The organism is Citrobacter sp. MNAZ 1397 (assembly GCF_023613995.1).
In the GTDB taxonomy this organism is placed as follows: Bacteria; Pseudomonadota; Gammaproteobacteria; order Enterobacterales; family Enterobacteriaceae; genus Phytobacter; species Phytobacter ursingii.
Window position 1 is genome coordinate 1,388,249 of record NZ_JAKIVH010000001.1, and the last position, 19,984, is coordinate 1,408,232.

Genomic DNA, 19,984 nt, shown 5'->3' on the forward strand with positions numbered 1-19,984 from the left:
CGCTAATGACGATTTTTGCCATAAATACAAAAGGTTAAAATGAACTATATAAAACACGTACGGGCAGACTGCCATCACCTGACGCCAGGTCGATGCCCTTGTTCAGGTTTTCTTCTTTTCCGGTAAAGAGATCCCGATAACGCCGCCCGGCAAGGGTATCCGTCAGCATGACTGAGGTATCTTGCAGGCCTGGCGGGTAGAGCCAGTCGGGATGTGCCGCCAGCGCAGCGAAAACCAGACGCGGTACGATAACAATCAGCGCCTCGTCGCCACAGGTACGGGCAAAGGCGATAACGTTTTTCGCCTGCGAACCTGAGGCGGAAAGCGGCAGATAATCGCCTGTGCGAAATAGCCGCGGTTTTTGCTGGCGAAAACGGGCAAGGCGGGCGATAACCTGCTGTTTCGTTCTGCCGCTAAACCAGGCGTCCTGGTCGGTGTTGAGCGGTTTTTCCTCGTCGTCGAGCGCGCTGGCAAGCGCAAAGAAATCAGGTTCGAGGCGATTATCCGGATCCACAAGGCTAAAATTGAACGCTTCGCTCCCCTGGTAGATATCCGGTACACCGGGTGCAGTAAGCTTAATTATTGCCTGTGTCAGGCTGTTCACCAGTCCAGCGCGAATAAAAGGCTGCAGGGCGCGGTGAAAATCGACCAGAAACGGCTGGTTATCCGCTGAGAGCAGATGCGTGACATAACCCAGAACCGCCTGTTCGTAGGCGTCATTGTTGTCATCCCAGCTCGTGCGTAATTTCTCCTCGCGCAGCGCTTTTTCAACATACGGAAGAAAACGGTCTTCGAGGGCTTTAAGGCATGTGTGATCATCCGGGCGCAATGTGACGGGCCACGCACCCGCCAGCGCCTGATAGATCATCCATTTGCTGCCGGAGCGCGGCGCGGCGCCGTCATCAATCAGCACGACTTTAGATTTATTCATCTCGCGCCAGCGAACCACGCACTGTGCCCACTCTTCGGGCGCTTCGGTAAGGGTATACAGCCGCGCGCGGGTATCTTCCCCCCGTTTGGTGTCGTGGGTGGAGGTGGTCGACAGGGCATCCGGCTGCCGCTCGCGGCGGGTTTGCATCTCTTTGTGGAAAGCGGACAACGCATAAGGTCGTGGTAACGGCTCCGATCCCACTTCATTGAGCGCCAGCGCCATGTGCTGACGGAAAAAGAGGGTATCTTCCACGGATTTCGCCATTAGCGGCCCGGTCAGCTGCTGAAAGCGCGTGCGAAAGACGAGTACATTATCGGCGGTGCTGTCCTCCAGCTCGCCAGTGAGGATCCGTTGCAGGAAATCCAGCGCCTCAGGATTTGGCAAGGTGCCGGGCGCCTTCACCGAATCGACGACGTTTTGTAACAGGGCATCGTCTGCCGGGGTCAGCCCTTCGTTGGTGCCATAGGTACGGTAAACGGGGAAGGCGACCAGCAGTTCTCGCAGGGCCGTACTCATGGCGGTTTCATCCATTGCCGCACCTTCCGCCGTGGCAATGTCCAGGCTTAGCCTGAGGAGGGTGTTAAATTCGCCTTCAAAATTGCGCCCTGACATCAATAGCTTGGCGGCCCGCAGTTCGTTCGCCATATCAACCGTTCTGCCCAGTACCTCTTCATAGGCCTGGCTGAGCGTCGCCATGTTGTCGCCATCGACCAGCGCGTCGGATAAAGCGGCGATAAATTCATAACCGGTGGTCCCGGAGACGGGCCACTCTGGCGGTAGCTGTTCGCCGTCAGCAAGGATTTTCTCCACGGTGATGTAGCAGTCCGGCCCGGCCTGTTGGCGTAAACGCTCAAGGTAGCCTTTCGGGTCCGCCAGCCCGTCGATGTGGTCGATGCGCAGCCCGTCAACGACGCCGCTGTGCACCAGTTCGAGAATCAGCCGGTGCGTATCATCAAAGACGGTTTTATCTTCAACCCGCACGCCCACCAGACCGGTTATCTCAAAAAAGCGGCGATACGAGAGAGAATGAGGCGCGTCACGCCAGCAGGTAAGCCGCCAGGGTTGACGCTGATGCAACGCGCTGATGGCTGATTTATCCGTCAGATTCAGGATCGCATCGGGGTCGTCTTGCCAGCTTTCCGGCGTCAATGGATAAAAACTGTCGTAATAGGCAAAGGCGGGATGTCCGGTTTCCGGGTCCGGCTGTACGTGGATCTCGTCACGCTCCAGCACATTTTCAAAGGTATCGCCCAGAAACGGCAGCGTGAGCGGACGCGTCCAGTCAATATCGAAATGGTGGGCGTAACGGCTTCGTGGACCGTGTTCAATGACATCGCGCCAACAGCGGTTTTCCAGTGAAGCCGCCATATGGTTTGGCACAATGTCGAGAATCAGCCCCAGCCCCGACTCTTTGAGCGCTTTTACCATCCGATCGAACCCCTTGCGCCCACCAATGGCCGGGTCAATTTCATTAGCGTCTGTCACGTCATAACCGTGAGTTGATCCGGTGGTGGCAGTAAAAACAGGCGATGCATACAGGTGACTAATGCCCAGTCGTTTAAGGTAGGGCACCAGTGCCGCGGCACGGTCAAAGGTCATGCCGTTACGAAACTGAATACGGTACGTTGCCGTTGGAATGGTCATTGCGCATCTCCTGACGCGAGGCGAACCACAATCGAATGTGGCGGTAGTTCGTTTGTGATAGTGGGACGGGAAAACAGTGTGTTGCCGGGAAAGTCAGGTACAGGCATGGCGTGCTCGCCGAGATTGAGCGCCATCGATAACGTGCCGTCAGGGAATGTCCAGCGTACGGCGAGGAAGCCGGGCGCGGTATCCACGACCCTACCGTTTTGCCCTGAGGTCTGGGCCAGCAATGGCACAATGTACTGCTGACGCAGTGCCAGTAATTCACGCGTTAAGGCTAACCAGGCTTTACCTTCGGTGCTTTGCAGGGCCTGCCAGTTGAGCTTCGACAGGGTGAAGGTACGCTCGGCATTGGGATCGGGCACATCAACGCCGTCATACCCGGAGTGGCCGGCAAACTCTTTTGCCCGTCCTTCACGCACGGCGCGGGCGAGCTCGCCATGGAAATCAGTAAAGAACAGGAAAGGCCGCGTCTCGCCATACTCTTCACCCATAAATATCAGCGGAATATGCGGCGAGAGCAGCAGGGCAGCCAGCAGGAGTTGACTGCGTTCCGGTCCTGCGAGGCTAATCAACCGTTCACCTAATGCGCGGTTACCGACCTGATCGTGATTCTGGATAAAATCGACAAAGGCGGCTGGCGGCTGGCCCCGGCTGTCCACTCCGCGCGGTTCCCCACTGTGTGGGGAGACTTCGCCCTGATAAGCAAATCCTTCAGCGAGCGCACGGGCAATCCATTTTTCAGGGGCATCAGCGAAATCCTGGTAATATGCCTGCGTCTCCCCCGTCGCCAGCACGTGCACGGCATTGTGAAGATCATCGTTCCACTCGGCGGTAAAGAGAGAGGCTGAGCCGTCCTCGTCGCGTGGGTGCAGGTCGATAATGTTACGGCTGTCTTCAGTAGTGAGATGAATGGGGCGGTCGGTTATCTGTTGCCGAATGCGCCGGGCAATGTCCATGAGGATGTGTTTTTCGGATTTATCCTCAATCTGATCGATGGCATCGAAGCGTAATCCATCAAGACGAAACTCGGTCAACCAGTAGAGCGGCGCTTGCGCAATATAGCGACGGGCCGCGTCCACATCATAAGCAATACCCGCCCCCCAGGGCGTGGAACGGGAGCTATCGAAGAAGTCGGGTGACAGTAAAGAAAGATAATTACCTTCCGGGCCAAAGTGGTTGAGCACAATATCAAGGACCACTGAAAGCCCTAGCCCATGGGCGGTATCGACAAACGCGCGGAAATCGTCCGGTGTACCATAGGCAGAATGCGGTGCGTAGAGCAGTACGCCATCGTAGCCCCATCCCCGGTTGCCGCCAAACTGCGACAGGGGCATTACTTCAATTTGGGTAATCCCCAGTTCGGCAAGATAAGGCAGTTTCCTGATAGCGGACCGGAAGGTCCCCTCCGGCGTAAATGTCCCGATATGCAACTCATACACGACGGTCTCTTCCCACGGGCGCCCTTGCCACTGCGGGTGTTGCCAGCGGTACTGGGTGGGGTCAATGACCAGCGACGGGCCATTAACATCCGCTTTCTGTGCGCGAGAGGCCGGGTCGGGAATAGTCATACCATCGGCGAGAACATACTGATATTCCGTGCCGGGCGCGACGTTTTCTACGGTAAGTTCAAACCAGCCCTCGTCGCACGGACGCATGTCCAGATCTTTACCTGCAAGCCGTAGAGTGATGGTGGGCTGACCGGATGCCCAGACACGAAACCGGACAGCGCCGTTCCCGAGCCATTCGGCCCCCCAGCTTTTATGAAATGATGTTGACTCCATTCAATTACCTCGTTTAATGCAAAGCGATCAATGGCCGACAAAAAGTGCCTTAAGAACGCGACACCTCAAGGCATACGAAGCTGATCATAGACGATAATGGGAAAAGTGATGTGACAGTGTCACTTATACAGCATGCAGAATGAGCGCGATTCTGACGGGAAAGGGGTGAGTGAGTCTCGTTGTCTGAGCGACACGGCGGGGCGTTTACCGGTTGGGCGCCCCTGACCGCTTTATTAGCCTTTTTAGAGCGCAAAATCATGCGCTTTCAGCGATAGTTGCCTTATGGAGTTCGAGGGTGAAGTCGTGATAATCGCTCAGGCACCAGGTCCGGGTATATTCCACAGGCACGTCGTTATGGCTCCACCCTGTACGGGTGACCAACAAAAGCGGTGTTTGTTGCCGGACGCCCAGATAGTGTGCCAGCCTGTCGTCCGCCGCGACGGCGGCAAAACGCTGATTAGCGTGAAGTACCGGCATCCCTTTTTGTTCCAGGTAACGATAGAGCGAATCTGGTAGGTCGGTAATTTTCTCCAGCAGTTGTGCGGGTAACAGCGCCGTTTGTACGGAGATGGCAATGCCGTTAATTTTGCGCACCCGGGTCAGTTCGACCACCTCGGTCTGCTGTGTACTTAATTGCAGGATCTGACACTCCTGCGGAGAGGCGATCCGGCGCTGGTAGCCAACCAGTTCGCTTTGCGCCTGACCACCGCTGGCATCGACCATCTCGCTAAAACTTTCCAGCAAGGGGAGCGACTGGCGCAGGTGAGGAGCGACAAACGTTCCCGCCCCCTGCTGGCGAATAAGTATTCCCTCTTCAAACAACTGCTGAAATGCCTTACGCACCGTCCCCCTGGCGATCGCCAACATTTCCCCGAGTTCGCGCTCCGGGGGAATGGCGTCACCAGGGCGCAGTTGCCCCTCTGCAATAGCGCGTTTAATGACATTGATCAGTTGCATATACAGCGGCAAGCCATCTGACGGATCGAGGGCAAAGACAGCGGGCATCACATCTCCGGAATGAATTTCTTTAGCGGTTTATTGTGTACCAATCCTTAACCATATTGCGCCACTTGTCATCCCGTTCACACCGCTTTGTACGATTATTAATGTGAAAGCGATCGTAAATTCAACATGCCTGGCTGGTTTTGAGGCATGTGATTTATTTAAGGTGAGTAATTGGTATATAAATGGTTCATTCATTGAAGGTGAAAATATGACAACCAAACGTTTACTGGACTGCTGTGCTTCCGACCTGGTACAGATGGACAAAGCGGCGCTGCTGTATGCAATTCGAGCCAGTGAAGGGCGCGTGTTGATCAGTGAAACGATCGCGATTACGCAGCCGCTGCTTAACAATGTCACCAATGCAGAGCTTGCGGCATCACAGGGGGCGGATATTCTGCTTATCAATATGTTCGACAGTGAGCATCCACAGATTCAGGGCATGCCTGCGGATACCCAACCGGAAGAAGTGTTGCATCGCTTAGCACAACTGACCGGGCGAATCATCGGCGTAAACCTGGAGGCCGTCGATCCCAACTTTGCCCGTAACCATGAGGATATCTGGAAAATGAACCCGGGGCGCGCGGCCACGGCGGAAAATGCGCGAAAACTGGTAGAGATGGGAGCTAAAATCCTCGTACTGACCGGTAATCCCAACAATGGCGTGAGTAATAAGGCGCTGGGACTGGCGCTAAAAGAGATTCGTGATGCGATTGGCGATAGCGCGGTATTGATAACCGGTAAAATGCATGGCGCAGGCATTGTCCGGGAAAGTGGGAGCGCCATTATTAGCGAAGAAGATGTGAACGGGTTTGCCGAGCAAGGGGCAGATATTGTATTGATCCCGGCCCCCGGTACGGTGCCTGGCATGAGTCAGGAAAAGGTTGCGGCGCTTATTGATTGCGCGCATGCCAGCGGCGTTCTGGCGATGACGGCCATCGGAACGTCTCAGGAAGGGGCCGATATCAACACGATTCGCCAGATTGCCTTGATGAGTAAAATGGCCGGAGCCGATCTGCATCATATTGGCGATACGGGTTATATGGGCATGGCCCTGCCGGAAAATATTCTGGCCTATAGCGTCGCCATTCGCGGTGTCAGACATACCTATACGCGTATTGCGCGTTCGGTAAACCGCTAACCTGCAGGAGCCGGTATCCGCCTGCAGCGAATACCGGCTTTATCGATTAAACGGCGGGAATGCTTTCCAGCGACGGGTAGATAGTCAGGCCATGTTGCCTGCCGACGTCGATATCCATGTCCGCACCGCGGGATTCTCCGGCAATACGAAAGATGGCGTCACAGCGGGTTATTAACCGATGCGCGACAGGATAAAGCATCGCCTCGCAGATCTCGTCGTCATGCCTCGTGGAACCTGCTGCTTTTGCCAGCGGCAGGGCCAGCCATTCGCCAATCACCGGAATATGTCCACGTTGCCAGACCGCCAGCGCCGCCTCTTCAAGTCTGGCAAGGTTCTGTGCGATCAACTCAGCATTACCCTGAGTCCCGCTGCGATAAGGGCCAGCGATAAGAATGATTTGTCGGTTCATGTTGGCCTCACAATAATTTTTTGAGCGCGACATGGTAGAGCAACATGATGGTCTTACCGTCGCAAATAAGGCCGCTGTCAACCGCCGCGAGGGCATCATCGAGCGTCATTTCCATGACTTCGATATCTTCCCCTTCGGCTTCAATACCGCCGCCCTGGCTTATTTTGTCGCCTGACTGATACTCCGCCGTATAAAAGTAGAGTTTTTCGGTGACAGAACCGGGGCTCATAAAGGCTTCGAACACCTTCTGCACATTCTCCACGCGATAGCCGGTCTCTTCTTCGGCCTCCGCTTTAATGCGACGTTCCGGATCCATGTTATCGAGCAGGCCCGCGGCGGCTTCAATCAGATAGCCGTCATGTCCGTTGATAAAGACCGGGAAGCGAAACTGGCGAGTCAGGATGACCGTGCGTTTCTGACGGTTATACAAAAGGATCGTTGCGCCGTTGCCGCGGTCATAGACTTCACGATGTTGTCGCTGCCACTCACCGTCGCGGCGACGCAGGTCAAAGGTATATTTCGTCAACGTATACCAGTCGTTGGACAATATTTTGCTGTCCTCAATGCGTACTTCTGCACGTTTTGATTGCACAATACCACCTCCATACGTAGAGTAGGCATCATAAACAGCATTTTCGTGCACGATCAAGATAATTCGTGCAAAACAGGAATCGCCTTATGCTTACCAGTCAACGTAAACGCCTTATCCTCGAACAGCTCGCCCGTGAAGGCCAGGTGCTGTCAAAAGCACTCAGCACACAATTTGCGGTATCGGAAGATACTATTCGCCGTGACTTACGTGAACTCGCGGCTGAGGGGGAATTACAGCGCGTCCACGGCGGAGCGCTCCCTGCATCGGGAGCGACAGCCACTTTCGCTGAGCGTCAGTCTCTGCGTCTGGATTCGAAAAAGCGGGTGGCGCAAAAGGGGGCTGAGCTGATCCTGCCCGGTCAGGTGGTGATGATTGATGGCGGCACGACGACGGCGGAGCTGGTTACCTTCTTGCCAGCAGATTTGTCTATTACCGTGGTGACGCATAGCCCCAGTATTGCCCTCGCGCTGGTAGAACACCCGTGCATCGATGTCATCCTGATCGGCGGAAAGCTGTTTAAACACTCGGTTGTCACCACCGGCACTGCCGCCATCGACGGGATTTCCGCCATTCACGCCGACCTGTTTTTTATGGGGGTGACGGGGATTCATGCCGGGACGGGGCTGACCACCGGCGATTACGAAGAAGCCAGTGTCAAACGGGCATTTTCCCGACGCGCGGCAGAAACTATCGTGCTGGCCTCAGCTGAAAAAATAAATGCGGCATCGTCGTATGTCATCGGTGATTTATCGATGGTGAATACGATGGTGGTGGAAAAAGAAGCTGATGCCGGTCTGGTCACCGCGCTTGAAAAGGCGGGTGTGGTGGTGGTGAAGGCAGACTAAAATGGAGTCCATCACGCCTCTATAACAGAAAAGTGATGGACTCTGTTCCGCGATACTATTTCCGGTTATCGCGTGGGTGCATGGAGGGCAACATCCTCTCAAGCGTGTTATCGCGAACAATGTAGTGATGAAACAGCGCGGCGGCGGCATGCAAACCTACCAGGAAATAACCGGCGTTAGCGATCAATTCATGTACCGACTTCAGGGTGTGCTGGAGCTCCGGGTCTTTCGCGGCGGCGACAGGCATTTGCAGGCCCAAAAATGACCACTCCACCTGCCCGACGTAGAGTGAAAGTACCCCGAGCAGCGGCAAACTTAAAAACATCAGATAAAGCAAACCGTGTACAGCTTTGGCGGAGATAATCTGCCAGCGCGGCGGCTGCGGGATAATATCAGGATCGTGGTGCGTGAGTTTTAGACCAACCCGCACCACCATGAATACCAGTACGCTTACACCGGCGGTGTAATGGGTCAGAACAAGCAACGCGCGCGGCGCGCTGCCTTTCGTGGTAAAACCTTTCAACTCCATTGCCGCGTAGGCGATAACAATCATTAATAACACCAGCCAGTGCATGATGCGCTGGCTGCGAGCAAATGTATTTTTCACCGGAATGTCCCTCATGAATAACGGTGACGTAGATATAAATAAACAACCTTAAGCCGACATTAATACAACCTTTTATATTCAGGCTCACGATCGGATATCTTTCTGTTTGCACTCATTTTCATATCATTTTATTGCTGGATTTTTTATCTGTAACAAAGCCCGACAATAGGAAGAATTGTGTATTTCATGGCTTGTTGAGACGCCAGTGAGGCACGTCGCTGTCGCAAGAAAAGAGCCGTTGAACAATATACTTTTTTGTAATATATTAAAAAGTATATTGTATTGCAGATAAACGTGAGATTGCGCGTGAAAACACCCGATAAGCAACAGATGTACGCCGCTGCCGCCAAAGCGGCAGGGGTGCTGAAATCGATGGCCAATGAAGACCGCCTGCTGTTGTTGTGCCATATCAGCCAGGGCGAAACGTCAGTTAGCGAGATTGAGCTGGCGCTGGGCATTACACAGCCGACACTTTCGCAACAACTGGGGGTGCTGCGCCGCCAGCAACTGGTAGAAACCCGGCGTGAAGGAAAACAGATCTTCTACCGGGTGGCGGCGCCAGACGTACTGACATTGCTCAACACCCTTTACACACTCTATTGCCCGGCAGCGGAAAGCGAGGAGGGAGAATGATGATTGACTGGACACATTTCACGCCACTGGCGAGCGCCGTAGGTGGTTTAGTGATTGGCGCGGCGGCGGCGATGCTAATTCTGTTTTGTGGACGGGTCGCCGGCATCAGCGGCATTCTCGGCGGCGTACTGTCACGCACGAACAAAGACAAGGGCTGGCGAGTCGCCTTTCTGCTCGGCATGATACTTTCCCCGCTGCTCTGGCGTCTGGTGGCGCCGCTGCCTGCGGTAACGATCGACGCGTCCTGGCCCATGCTGATCGTAGCTGGCCTTCTTGTGGGAGTAGGGACGCGTTACGGTTCCGGCTGTACCAGCGGCCACGGTGTGTGCGGGCTGTCGCGTTTGTCGCTGCGGTCACTGGTCGCCACACTCGTCTTTATGGCCGCGGCGTTTATTACTGTGTGGCTGGTTGGTTTCTGGCGTAGCTGAGCGTAAAGGAGTGCTGTGATGAATATATTTTTCGCCTTGTTGTCGGGTCTGCTGTTTGGTATTGGTCTGATTGTCAGCGGTATGGCCAATCCGGCAAAAGTCATGGGCTTTCTGGATATCACCCGCGTGTGGGATCCGTCGCTGGCTTTTGTCATGGGCGGGGCTATTAGCGTTGGTTTCTTTGCTTTTCGTATGGCAGCAAAACGTAAACGGCCGCTGTGTGGCGATAAGATGCATCTGCCCACGGCGAATCACATTGATAAACGGCTGGTAGGCGGTGCGCTGTTATTTGGCATCGGCTGGGGACTGGCGGGCATCTGCCCCGGGCCAGGGCTGGTGTTGCTGGGGGCCGGGTTCAGTCAGGGCGTGATATTTGTGCTGGCCATGCTCGCCGGGATGCTGCTTTTTCAGTGGTTTGAAGGGTACCGGCAGCATGAGCAACAGGTTCGTCCCCACTAACAGCAACGGTGACGAACCTGTTCTGATTACTGTGCCACCCAGCCACCGTCCATATTCCATGCCGCGCCGCGTACCTGGGAGGCCGCATCGCTACATAAGAACAGGGTCAGCGCGCCCAGTTGTTCCGGGGTGACGAATTCACCGGAGGGCTGTTTTTCCCCGAGGAGTGTGTCACGCGCCACCGCGGGTGCGATCCCGGAGGCGATGCGTTGCTCAATTTGCTGTTGCACCAGTGGCGTCAGTACCCAACCGGGACACAGGGCATTACAGGTAATATTGGTCTGTGCATTTTCCAGCGCGATCACTTTCGTCAGGCCGACCACCGCATGTTTAGCGGCGACGTAGGCTGATTTCTCTTTTGATGCCACCAGTCCGTGTACCGAGGCAATATTGATAATCCGTCCCCAGTTGCGCTCTTTCATCCCGGGTAGCGCCAGTCGGCTGGTGTGAAAGACAGAGGAGAGGTTGATCGCCAGGATAGCGTTCCACTTTTCAACCGGGAAGTGTTCGACGGGCGCGACATGCTGGATCCCGGCATTATTGACCAGAATATCCACGCCGCCGTACTCGCTTTGTGCATACTGCATCATGGCTTCGATCTGCGCCGGGTCGCTAAGATCCGCACCGTGATAACCCGGTCTTGCGCCATAGCGGGCTACTTTATCTTTGGCGCGGTCTACCTCGCCAAAACCGTTGAGAATAAGCTCTGCGCCCGCTTCTGCCAGTGCGCAGGCGATCCCCAGACCAATGCCGCTGGTGGAGCCTGTTACCAGTGCGACTTTACCGTTCAGATGCATTTTGTTCTCCTTAAACAATACCCGTCATGTAGAACACGCCGATCACAAACAGGACCGCCAGACTTTTAATCAGGGTGATAGCGAATATGCCGCCATACGCCTGTCGGTGCGATAACCCCGTAATGGCGAGCAGGGTGATCACCGCGCCATTATGCGGAAGGGTATCCATACCGCCGCTGGCCATTGACGCCACGCGGTGTAACACTTCCAGCGGAATATTGGCCGCGTGAGCAGCCGCGACGAACGTGTCGGCCATTGCCGCCAGTGCAATACTCATTCCCCCGGAAGCGGAACCGGTGATACCGGCCAGCGCCGTTACGCTGATGGCTTCGTTCAACAGCGGATTGGGGATGGCCGCCAGTCCTTTGGACAACACCAGAAAGCCTGGCAGAGCGGCGATGACTGCGCCAAATCCATATTCAGATGCGGTATTCATTGCCGCCAGAATAGCGCCGCCTACGGCCGTTTTACTGCCTTCTGCCAGCCGTCCGCGAATATTGCGAAAGCCACAGATCACCACCATCAAAATGCCTGCGCACAGGGCCGCTTCCACTGCCCAGATGGCGTTAATTTTACCCACCTCGGTGACGATAGGTTTCGCCAGACCGGGGAGCGTCAGTTCATGCGTGCCGCCATACCAGACCGGGATCCAGCGGGTAAAAAGCAAATTGAAGACGCCGACCAGAATCAACGGCGCAATGGCAATGATCGGGTTGGGCAGGTTGATGTTATCCGGCGTTTCCGGCTCATTCTGTAAGTCAGTACCGTAACCTTCATTATTCGCCTGCGCTTTGCGTCGTTGACGTTCGAGATAAAACAGGCCGACCACAATAATGAATATCGAGCCGATCAAACCAAGCCACGGCGCGGCCCAGGCGTTGGTGCCGAAGAAACTGGTTGGGATAATGTTCTGAATCTGCGGCGTACCGGGCAGGGCATCCATGGTGAAACTGAATGCGCCCAGCGCGATGGTGGCGGGAATAAGCCGTTTCGGAATGCCGCTCTGACGGAACAGTTCAGCCGCAAACGGATAAACTGCAAACGCCACCACGAACAGCGAGACGCCGCCATAGGTCAGTAGCGCACACACCAGCACAATGACCGGGATAGCGTGGCGCCGGCCTAGTAACTGGATTGCTGCGGCGACAATCGAACGAGAAAACCCCGAAAGCTCGATCAGCTTGCCAAACACCGCGCCAAGTAAAAAGACCGGGAAGTAGAGCTTAACGAACCCGACCATCTTCTCCATAAACAGGCCGGTAAAGGCCGGGCCAACCGCGCCGGGATCGGTCAGAAGCACGGCGCCTAAAGCGGCAATCGGGGCGAACAAAATGACGCTGTAGCCGCGATAAGCCGCGACCATCAGCAAGGCCAGAGCAGCCAGGGCAATTATTACGCTCATCATGACTCCTGAATCTTATTTTGTAGGGAACAGAAACGGGTATTAAGGCTTTAAGGCATGACGCAGTTGCCAGGCGCGTCGTTGTTGGATGCGTGCGCGTCGCGCCTCATCCCAGTGATAAAATCCGTCTCCGCTGCGCTCGCCGATATTGCCGCGTTGCGTTTTCTCCTTGATCAGCTCCAGCATCTCGTCGCCCTGGGCAAGCTCCGGCAGAAGGTGACGGTAGATGTCCAGCACCGTGTTAAGACCGGTCATATCCGCCGCTTCCAGCGGGCCTACCATGGCATAGCGCCTGCCAAGCGAAGCACGCATCACCTGATCCACCACCTCTGCACTGGCAATGCCGCTATGAACGATATGCAAGGCTTCGCGCAGCAAGGCAAACTGCAGGCGGTTGCCGATAAAACCGGGGGCGGCGCGATCGAGTTTTACCGCCTCCAGCTCAAGGCTGCGTAACAACTGATACACCGTTTCAACGCACTTCGGGTCGGTTTTGCTACCCGGAACCACTTCAACCAGCGGAATGAAGTGCGGTGGGTTCCAGAAATGGGCGATCAGCAGGCGTTCGGGATGCGTCAGTTTGGCCGCCAGCGCATCCGGCGGCAGGCCGCTGGTATTACTGGCAATGATCGCCTCAGGAGAAATGCGTTTTTCCAGTTCCTCATAAAGCGCGTGCTTGAGTTCCAGCCGTTCAGGAATAGCCTCAATCAGCAGGCCGGCATCAGCAAGATCGTCAAGTGACGTTGTCACGTTAAGCCTTGCCAGAGTTGCCGGTTTGTCTGCCTCGTTGAATTGTCCGGCGTCCCGCAGTTCGTTGAAGATAGCGCTGGCGGCGCCTGCCACTTCTGAAAGGCGGGTCGGGTCTGTATCGTAAATCAGCACATCCTGATGAAAGCGGGCGAAGTGGGTGGCTATACCAATCCCCATCAGGCCGGCGCCAATGATCACGGTCTGTTGCATGCTATTCTCCTTCATCGGGATACCGCCAGTGCGACGCCCTGACCGCCGCCGACGCAGAGCGTCGCCAGCCCTTTATGCGCGTCCCGGCGCTGCATTTCGTGCAGGAGTGTCACCAGGATGCGACACCCCGAGGCGCCAATGGGATGACCGAGGGCGATAGCGCCGCCATTCACATTGACGCGCTCGCTGTTCCAGCCCAGTTCGTCGCCCACCGCCAGCGCCTGGACAGCAAATGCTTCGTTAGCTTCAATCAGATCAAGTTCGTTGATAGCCCAGCCTGCGCGTTTCAGGGCTTCACGCGTTGCCGGTACCGGACCAAGCCCCATGACCGCCGGATCAACGCCCGCCACCGCATACCCGGCAATGCGGGCCATTGGGGTAAGGTTCAGTTCCCGGGCTTTCTCCGCGCTCATGACCAGCACTGCCGCGGCGCCGTCATTCAAAGGTGATGCATTACCCGCTGTCACCGTACCGCCCTCGGGGCGAAACGCAGGGCGCAGACGGTGTAATAATTCCAGCGAGGTTTCCGGGCGGGGCGGCTCATCCTGACTGACGATCAGTGGTTCTTTTCTGGCACGCGGAACGCTGACGGGGGTTATTTCTGCGTTGAAACGCCCGGCCTCGCGGGCCGCAACGGCTTTCTGCTGTGAGGCAAGGGCAAAGGCATCCTGGCGCGCACGGTCAATCGCGTATTTCTCTGCCAGGTTTTCTGCCGTGATCCCCATGTGATAGTCGTTGAACGCGTCCCATAGCCCGTCGTGAATAACGCTATCAAGCATATTGCTATGGCCGAGGCGTAATCCGGCGCGTGCCCCGTCCACAAGATAGGGCGCATTGCTCATACTTTCCTGACCACCTGCGATCACGATGTGCGCGTCGCCGCTGCGGATCGTCTGGACCGCCTGCAACACCGCTTTCAGGCCGGAACCGCACACCTGATTGACGGTCACCGCTGGCGTCGTCACCGGGATCCCCGCATGCAGCGCCGTCTGACGCGCCGGGTTCTGACCACAGCCCGCGCTTAATACCTGGCCAATAATCACCTCGTCTACCTGTTCGGGACGAACCCCGCTCTTTTCCAGCAACGCTTTCACTGCGCAGACGCCAAGCTCAACCGCTGACAGCGGGGCCAGAGCGCCATGAAAATTACCGGTCGGCGTGCGGGTTGCTGCGATAATCACCACGTCCTGCATCTGTTCGCTCCTCATTGAAAACGCATCTCTGGTACATCATCAGGCACGATGAGACGTCCGGCGGTTTTGCTGATGATCTCTTCCACGCTGACGCCCGGCGCACGCTCTTTCAGTACGAACGCGCCGTTCTCAATTTCCAGGTAGGCCAGGTCCGTCAGAACGCGGCGAATGCAGTTGGCCCCGGTAAGCGGAAGGGTGCAGTGGGCCAGCAGTTTCGACTCGCCACTTTTCGAAGCATGGGTCATGACCACGATGATGTTTTCCGCGCCTGCCACAAGATCCATGGCGCCGCCCATGCCTTTCACCATTTTCCCGGGGATCATCCAGGAGGCGATATTGCCCTCGACATCCACTTCGAACGCGCCAAGGACGGTTAAATCCACGTGGCCTCCGCGGATCATGGCGAAGGACTGCGCCGAGTCAAAAATGGCCGCGCCGGGTCTGGCGGTGACCGTCTGTTTTCCGGCATTGATCATGTCGGCGTCCAATTCAGCTTCGTCAGGAAACGCCCCCATACCGAGCAGGCCGTTTTCGGATTGCAGCATCACATCGACGCCTGGCGGGACGAAGTTCGCCACCAGCGTCGGGATACCAATACCCAGATTGACGTAGTAGCCGTCACGCAGCTCGCGCGCCACGCGCTGTGCCATCTGTTCACGAGTCAACATGTCGGCTCCTTATGCACGCAATGTGCGCTGTTCAATACGTTTTTCGAATTGGCCCTGGATCAGGCGATCTACATAGATACCGGGGGTGTGGATAGCTGCAGGGTCGAGTTCACCCGGTGGCACAATCTCTTCCACCTCCACCACGGTTATCTTTCCGGCGGTGGCCATCAGCGGGTTAAAATTCTGCGCCGTGTGCCGATAGATGACATTGCCGTACCAGTCGGCCTTCCAGCCTTTGACGATGGCGAAATCACCGGTAATCGCCGGTTCCAGAATGTACGGGCGACCAGCAAATTCGCGAACCTCTTTGCCTTCGGCGACAGGGGTGCCATAGCCGGTGGCGGTAAAAAAGGCCGGAATACCTGCGCCGCCGGCGCGGATCTTCTCAGCCAGCGAGCCCTGCGGCGTCAGTTCCACTTCCAGCTCGCCCTTGATCACCAACTCTTCAAAAAGCGCATTTTCGCCAACGTAAGAGGCGATGACTTTACTGACCTGGCGGCTTTCCAGCAGGATGCCGAGGCCGAAGCCATCCACACCGCAGTTATTGGAAACCACCGTCAGGCCGTGTACGTCGCGGCGGCGAATTTCGGCGATGAGATTTTCCGGAATACCGCACAGGCCAAAACCGCCTGCCAGTACTGTCATGTTGTCGCACAGTCCCTCCAGCGCCTCGTGATAGCTCGCGACGCGTTTATCCAGCCCAGCCATACGTTTGCCTCCGTGTTGTTGTTTGCGGCATCATCCGGGGCAAAAAATGATTTGTTAATTTTGATTTTGTGACGCATTAATTTGCTTTTCTTATTAATCTTTTGTTAATTAATCTTTTTCAATAAGTTAATGAAATGATAAATGAGAATGACCATCAAACAGTTACGCGCGTTTTTAGCGGTAGCTCACACTCTTAACTTCGCCCACGCGAGTGAAAAGCTGAATATGTCGCAGCCAGCCCTGAGTCTGGCTATCCGTGGACTGGAAGAGGTACTCGGCGGCGCATTGCTGACGCGAACCACGCGACGGGTCACCCTTACGCCGGAAGGCGAGGCGCTGTTCCCGATGGCGCGTCAGCTCATTGCTGATTGTGATAACGCCGAAGAGGCGTTGCGCCAGCGTTTTACCTTACAGAGAGGAAAGGTGTCGGTTGCCGCGATGCCCTCTTTTGCCGCTAACGCGCTGCCTCCCGTGCTCAAGGCGTTCCGCGATCGTTATGCGGGCATTAACGTGACGGTGCACGATGTGATTAACGAACAGGTGATCGAGATGATAAGTGACGGGCGGGTGGAGATGGGTATCGCCTTTGAACCCGAACCCGCGTCCAGCCTGCACTTTACGCCGCTGGCCATGGATCGCTTTCTGGCGGTGGTGCCGCGAGACTGCCCACTGGCGCAAAAAGAGCAGGTCAGCTGGCGCGAACTGCTTAAACTCGATTTTATTACGCTACAGCGGCCTTCTGCGGTTCGCATCATGCTTGAAGAGAGACTGTCCCGTAGCGGGCATAAGCTGGAAGTGGCCTTCGAAAGCCATCAACTGGTCACGGTGGGTCGGATGGTGGCGAGTGGCCTTGGCGCAAGCGCCGTGCCTGCGTTGTGTGAAAAACAGATGATCGAACTGGGGGCGGTATGTGTACCGCTGATAAACCCGGTGATTGAACGGCGCGTGGGGATTATTCGCCTGGACCACGCGCAACTTTCCACGGCGGCGCAGGCGCTGCTCAATACGCTTCGCGCCGCTTACGACGTTAGCTAATCAGCGGAATGTGCGGGGCGGCGTCGGCAGGCAAATGGCCCGTCAGACGCGGATCGGCCTGTACTTCAACCTGAAAAGCGTAGGGGACAAAGCCTGAGCGGATATAAAAACTGAGCGCCGACGGATGGTCAAAGGTACAAGTGTGCACCCAGAAACGTTCGATGGGTTTGGCCCAGGCGCGTTCAGTCGCGTTGCTCATAATGGCGCGGCCCAGTCCTTTGCCGGTTGTCGCCTCTGTCAACCCCAGGAACACCAGTTCACATTGGCCGGGCTCACTAAAATCCAGCTCAAGCATGCCGATCTCCGCCTCGCCATCGCGAATAATCCAGGCTTCAACGTTCGGGTCGTTCAGGATAGATGACAGTTTGTCATCGGCCATATAGAGACGGGAAAACCACAGCCATTTAGCACCAATCTTACGAAACAGCGCACGGTAGGCGACCAGATCGACATTAACCAGCGGATCCAGGGTGATGCCTTCGGGCAGGGGGAGGGTTTCTTGTTGTGGTTTAGCCCGCATTTCGAGGCAGGTGACGACCGATGCCACATGTCCCGGTGGGACATCAGAATATCCTAAGGCGATGGGGGGGTGTGCAGTGCTCATTTATTTTCCTTAATTGCAGGTGCGTGCTCTCAGTTATTTAAGGACAGACTACATCTTTCAGGAGGATTTTAATATAATCGCATGAAATCGCGGCTTTTTATTTTAGTTAAGGTCAGTAATGAAACTTACGAGAGCAGTAATAATTGCTTTTAGTCTTCTTCTTTTGCAAGGTTGTGACAGCCAGGAAACGAAAGTTAAAAAGTTATTAAAGTGTGGTTTAGCCGTTGATGAATTAGGCAATGAACATGCGCAGGATAATTATAAAAAGAACAGTATGTTATTTTTCGGTACAACTCCGCCTGCGCTAAGCCACAACGAGATGGTTAAAATTGGCGATAAGGCGCGAGAAGAGCTGTGGATGGACAGCCGAAACAGTCGCGGCACAGTACAAAAATTACTCGAAGTGTATGGTGAAAAGTATTGCATTGAGTTGCATCAGGAGCCGAATGATAAAAATATCAAAATGCTGAGGCAGTTGATGTAATGCAGATGTGATAGAGCAACGGTGGCGATAAGGGGGCTGACGGAGAGATTCATAAAGGGATATATCGATATCAGTACCCCCCCGTTTTCCAGACAGCTTATTCAATGCTGGAGGGTGTTCATTTCAGCGACAGTATACGCGTAAGACATAATCCAGTAATGCGCGATCATTAATATCCGGCGGGCGTTTAAATAACACCCGCCAGACGGCGACTAATTACCCCAGCGGCTTTTCAGGTAATTGACCGCCTGCTGCGTTTGCGGCTGGTTCAGGTAATCTTCACGGAACAAAATCGTGCCTTTTATTTGCGGCGTCGACTCATTCAAATCGAGCTGTTTTTTCAGTTCCGGCACACCGCCGTTTACGCTCCAGTCAGGCTCTTTTGATGAAGGTGCGCCCACTTTATACAGCGCAACGCCAATATAGAGACGGGTATGGGTTGGTTTAACGACCTCGGCCCACCATTTTGCCAGCACATCATAACGCGCTGCGTCACGGGAAAACGGCCAGTACAACTGCGGAGCGATGTAATCCAGCAAACCTTGCTGTACCCAACGGCGGGTATCGGCGAAAGACTCATCATAAGCGGCAGCACCACGCGTGTCGGAACCTGCCGGGTCGAAAGAGCGGTTACGCCATACTCCGGCAGGGCTGACGCCAAACTCAACATTCGGGTTAATCTGTTTGATGGTGCGCGAAACCTGCTCAATCAACTGCTGCGTATTATGACGCCGCCAGTCAGCCTTCGAGGCAAACCCCTGACCATATTTTCTGAACGTCTCGCCGTCATTAAGCGCAGATCCCGCCGTTTCGGTATAAAAGTAGTCATCGAATTGCACGCCATCGACCGGATAACGGCTGACCACTTCCGCAACAATACTGGTTATCCAGTCACGGGCATCCGGAATACCTGGATCAAGGACAAACCGATCGCCCGCCGTCCGCACCCAGTCGCGGTGCAGGACAAAGACACTTGACGGATGCAATGGCAGCGTAGAATTCAGATCGGCAACCGTAGAGGGCTTAATATTGGTGGAAACACGGTAGGGGTTAAACCAGGCATGTACCCGCATACCGCGTTTGTGCGCTTCATCAAGCATAAATTGCAGCGGATCGTAACCCGGATCCTGGCCAATTTTCCCTGTGAGGGTGTCGGACCAGGGCAGGATTTTTGACGGCCACAACGCCGTGCCGTCTGGTTTTACCTGGAAAAAGACGGTATTGATGCCAAGGCTTTTGAGTTTATCCAGCTTCACGCGCATGGCTTGCTGCTGCTGATTAATACGGCTTTGCGCAGTGCCGACGCCATTCACCGAGGCAAGCGGCGGCCAGTCAAGGCGGGAAACCGTTGCCAGCCAGACTCCGCGAACTGGTTCGTTATTTTGCAAAGCGTTGCCCGCAAGCGGATGTTTAGCGACTGGCGGAAGCGGGGTAACGAGAGAAACGGGTGGTTTTGAGGTACAACTGGCAAGCAAAAACGCCGTTGCCATAAACACACTGCTTTTTTTGATTCTCGTTAATGGAATAAAACGACGTGAGCGGTTAATGGGATACTCCAGTATTTCAGGTTGTCGCCTGGAGGCTCATTTTCGGCTTATTGCAGGGTATGTCAATGCGCTAAAGACTATTGCGCACAACTCCTGAGCAGCCTGCCGATA

Annotated in this window: 21 protein-coding genes; 7 read left to right on the forward strand and 14 right to left on the reverse strand. The window is 55.3% G+C overall.

Annotation, left to right across the window (positions count from 1 at the left end):
• Positions 1–34: 34 nt before the first annotated feature.
• The 3 genes from treY to L2097_RS06415 form a co-directional block, all read right to left on the reverse strand.
• Positions 35–2,575: a malto-oligosyltrehalose synthase gene (treY, locus tag L2097_RS06405; RefSeq protein WP_250352397.1), complete on the reverse strand. Its 2,541-nt coding sequence runs from the start codon at positions 2,573–2,575 to the stop codon at positions 35–37.
• Positions 2,572–4,359: a malto-oligosyltrehalose trehalohydrolase gene (gene treZ / locus L2097_RS06410; protein ID WP_250352398.1), complete on the reverse strand. Its 1,788-nt coding sequence runs from the start codon at positions 4,357–4,359 to the stop codon at positions 2,572–2,574. The genes treY and treZ overlap by 4 nt, the downstream gene beginning before the upstream one ends.
• Positions 4,360–4,614: 255 nt before the next feature.
• Positions 4,615–5,364: a GntR family transcriptional regulator gene (locus L2097_RS06415; protein WP_250352399.1), complete on the reverse strand. Its 750-nt coding sequence runs from the start codon at positions 5,362–5,364 to the stop codon at positions 4,615–4,617.
• A gap of 208 nt (positions 5,365–5,572) precedes the next feature.
• On the opposite strand from L2097_RS06415, the gene L2097_RS06420 reads away from it, so the two are divergent.
• Positions 5,573–6,502, forward strand: coding sequence for a DUF7916 family protein (locus L2097_RS06420; protein ID WP_250352400.1), 930 nt, complete (start codon positions 5,573–5,575; stop codon positions 6,500–6,502).
• 46 nt (positions 6,503–6,548) lie between these two features.
• Here L2097_RS06420 and L2097_RS06425 read toward each other — a convergent pair whose 3' ends face one another.
• On the reverse strand, positions 6,549–6,911 hold the full coding sequence (locus L2097_RS06425; protein ID WP_047370288.1) for a hypothetical protein: 363 nt from the start codon (positions 6,909–6,911) through the stop codon (positions 6,549–6,551).
• A 7-nt stretch (positions 6,912–6,918) separates the two neighbouring features.
• The gene (locus L2097_RS06430; protein WP_229221195.1) at positions 6,919–7,503 is read right to left on the reverse strand and encodes an NUDIX domain-containing protein; all 585 of its coding nucleotides are present in this window, start codon (positions 7,501–7,503) and stop codon (positions 6,919–6,921) included.
• Positions 7,504–7,589: 86 nt separating this feature from the next.
• On the opposite strand from L2097_RS06430, the gene L2097_RS06435 reads away from it, so the two are divergent.
• Positions 7,590–8,348, forward strand: a complete 759-nt coding sequence (locus tag L2097_RS06435) for a DeoR/GlpR family DNA-binding transcription regulator (protein ID WP_250352401.1) — start codon at positions 7,590–7,592, stop codon at positions 8,346–8,348.
• Between the two features lie 55 nt (positions 8,349–8,403).
• Here the strand turns inward: L2097_RS06435 and L2097_RS06440 are convergent, their stop codons facing one another.
• The gene (locus L2097_RS06440) at positions 8,404–8,955 is read right to left on the reverse strand and encodes a cytochrome b (protein ID WP_229221193.1); all 552 of its coding nucleotides are present in this window, start codon (positions 8,953–8,955) and stop codon (positions 8,404–8,406) included.
• Positions 8,956–9,285: 330 nt separating this feature from the next.
• On the opposite strand from L2097_RS06440, the gene L2097_RS06445 reads away from it, so the two are divergent.
• The 3 genes from L2097_RS06445 to L2097_RS06455 are packed head-to-tail and all read left to right on the forward strand — an operon-like array spanning position 9,286 to position 10,475.
• Positions 9,286–9,588 carry an ArsR/SmtB family transcription factor gene (locus L2097_RS06445; protein ID WP_047370291.1) on the forward strand — a complete coding sequence of 101 codons (303 nt, stop codon included), beginning with the start codon at positions 9,286–9,288 and terminating at the stop codon, positions 9,586–9,588.
• Complete coding sequence (locus L2097_RS06450; protein ID WP_250352402.1) at positions 9,585–10,016, forward strand: YeeE/YedE family protein; 432 nt, start codon at positions 9,585–9,587, stop codon at positions 10,014–10,016. Before L2097_RS06445 ends, L2097_RS06450 begins: the two co-directional genes overlap by 4 nt.
• Before the next feature lie 18 nt (positions 10,017–10,034).
• Positions 10,035–10,475 (forward strand): DUF6691 family protein, encoded by a 441-nt coding sequence (locus L2097_RS06455; RefSeq protein ID WP_250352403.1) that lies wholly within the window; start codon positions 10,035–10,037, stop codon positions 10,473–10,475.
• 26 nt (positions 10,476–10,501) lie between these two features.
• Here L2097_RS06455 and L2097_RS06460 read toward each other — a convergent pair whose 3' ends face one another.
• Genes L2097_RS06460 through L2097_RS06485 form a run of 6 tightly spaced genes read right to left on the reverse strand, consistent with a single transcriptional unit; the run spans position 10,502 to position 16,203 of the window.
• Entirely contained in the window at positions 10,502–11,272 is a 771-nt protein-coding gene (locus tag L2097_RS06460) for a 3-hydroxybutyrate dehydrogenase (protein WP_250352404.1), read from the reverse strand.
• 10 nt (positions 11,273–11,282) lie between these two features.
• Positions 11,283–12,677, reverse strand: coding sequence for a GntP family permease (locus L2097_RS06465; RefSeq protein ID WP_250352405.1), 1,395 nt, complete (start codon positions 12,675–12,677; stop codon positions 11,283–11,285).
• A 39-nt stretch (positions 12,678–12,716) separates the two neighbouring features.
• On the reverse strand, positions 12,717–13,634 hold the full coding sequence (locus L2097_RS06470) for a 3-hydroxyacyl-CoA dehydrogenase family protein (RefSeq protein WP_250352406.1): 918 nt from the start codon (positions 13,632–13,634) through the stop codon (positions 12,717–12,719).
• Positions 13,635–13,645: 11 nt separating this feature from the next.
• Entirely contained in the window at positions 13,646–14,827 is a 1,182-nt protein-coding gene (locus tag L2097_RS06475) for an acetyl-CoA C-acetyltransferase (RefSeq protein WP_250352407.1), read from the reverse strand.
• An 11-nt stretch (positions 14,828–14,838) separates the two neighbouring features.
• Positions 14,839–15,495, reverse strand: a complete 657-nt coding sequence (locus L2097_RS06480) for a CoA transferase subunit B (protein WP_142518426.1) — start codon at positions 15,493–15,495, stop codon at positions 14,839–14,841.
• Between the two features lie 9 nt (positions 15,496–15,504).
• Positions 15,505–16,203 carry a CoA transferase subunit A gene (locus L2097_RS06485; protein ID WP_250352408.1) on the reverse strand — a complete coding sequence of 233 codons (699 nt, stop codon included), beginning with the start codon at positions 16,201–16,203 and terminating at the stop codon, positions 15,505–15,507.
• Between the two features lie 141 nt (positions 16,204–16,344).
• On the opposite strand from L2097_RS06485, the gene L2097_RS06490 reads away from it, so the two are divergent.
• Entirely contained in the window at positions 16,345–17,238 is an 894-nt protein-coding gene (locus L2097_RS06490; RefSeq protein ID WP_047370300.1) for a LysR family transcriptional regulator, read from the forward strand.
• Here L2097_RS06490 and L2097_RS06495 read toward each other — a convergent pair.
• Positions 17,231–17,842: a GNAT family N-acetyltransferase gene (locus tag L2097_RS06495; protein ID WP_047370301.1), complete on the reverse strand. Its 612-nt coding sequence runs from the start codon at positions 17,840–17,842 to the stop codon at positions 17,231–17,233. The genes L2097_RS06490 and L2097_RS06495 overlap by 8 nt on opposite strands.
• 118 nt (positions 17,843–17,960) lie before the next feature.
• Between L2097_RS06495 and L2097_RS06500 the strand changes: the two genes are divergently transcribed.
• The gene (locus L2097_RS06500; RefSeq protein ID WP_047370302.1) at positions 17,961–18,326 is read left to right on the forward strand and encodes a hypothetical protein; all 366 of its coding nucleotides are present in this window, start codon (positions 17,961–17,963) and stop codon (positions 18,324–18,326) included.
• Between the two features lie 212 nt (positions 18,327–18,538).
• On the opposite strand, the gene L2097_RS06505 is transcribed toward L2097_RS06500, so the two are convergent.
• Positions 18,539–19,816, reverse strand: coding sequence for a glycoside hydrolase family 10-like protein (locus tag L2097_RS06505; RefSeq protein WP_250352409.1), 1,278 nt, complete (start codon positions 19,814–19,816; stop codon positions 18,539–18,541).
• Positions 19,817–19,984: the final 168 nt, after the last annotated feature.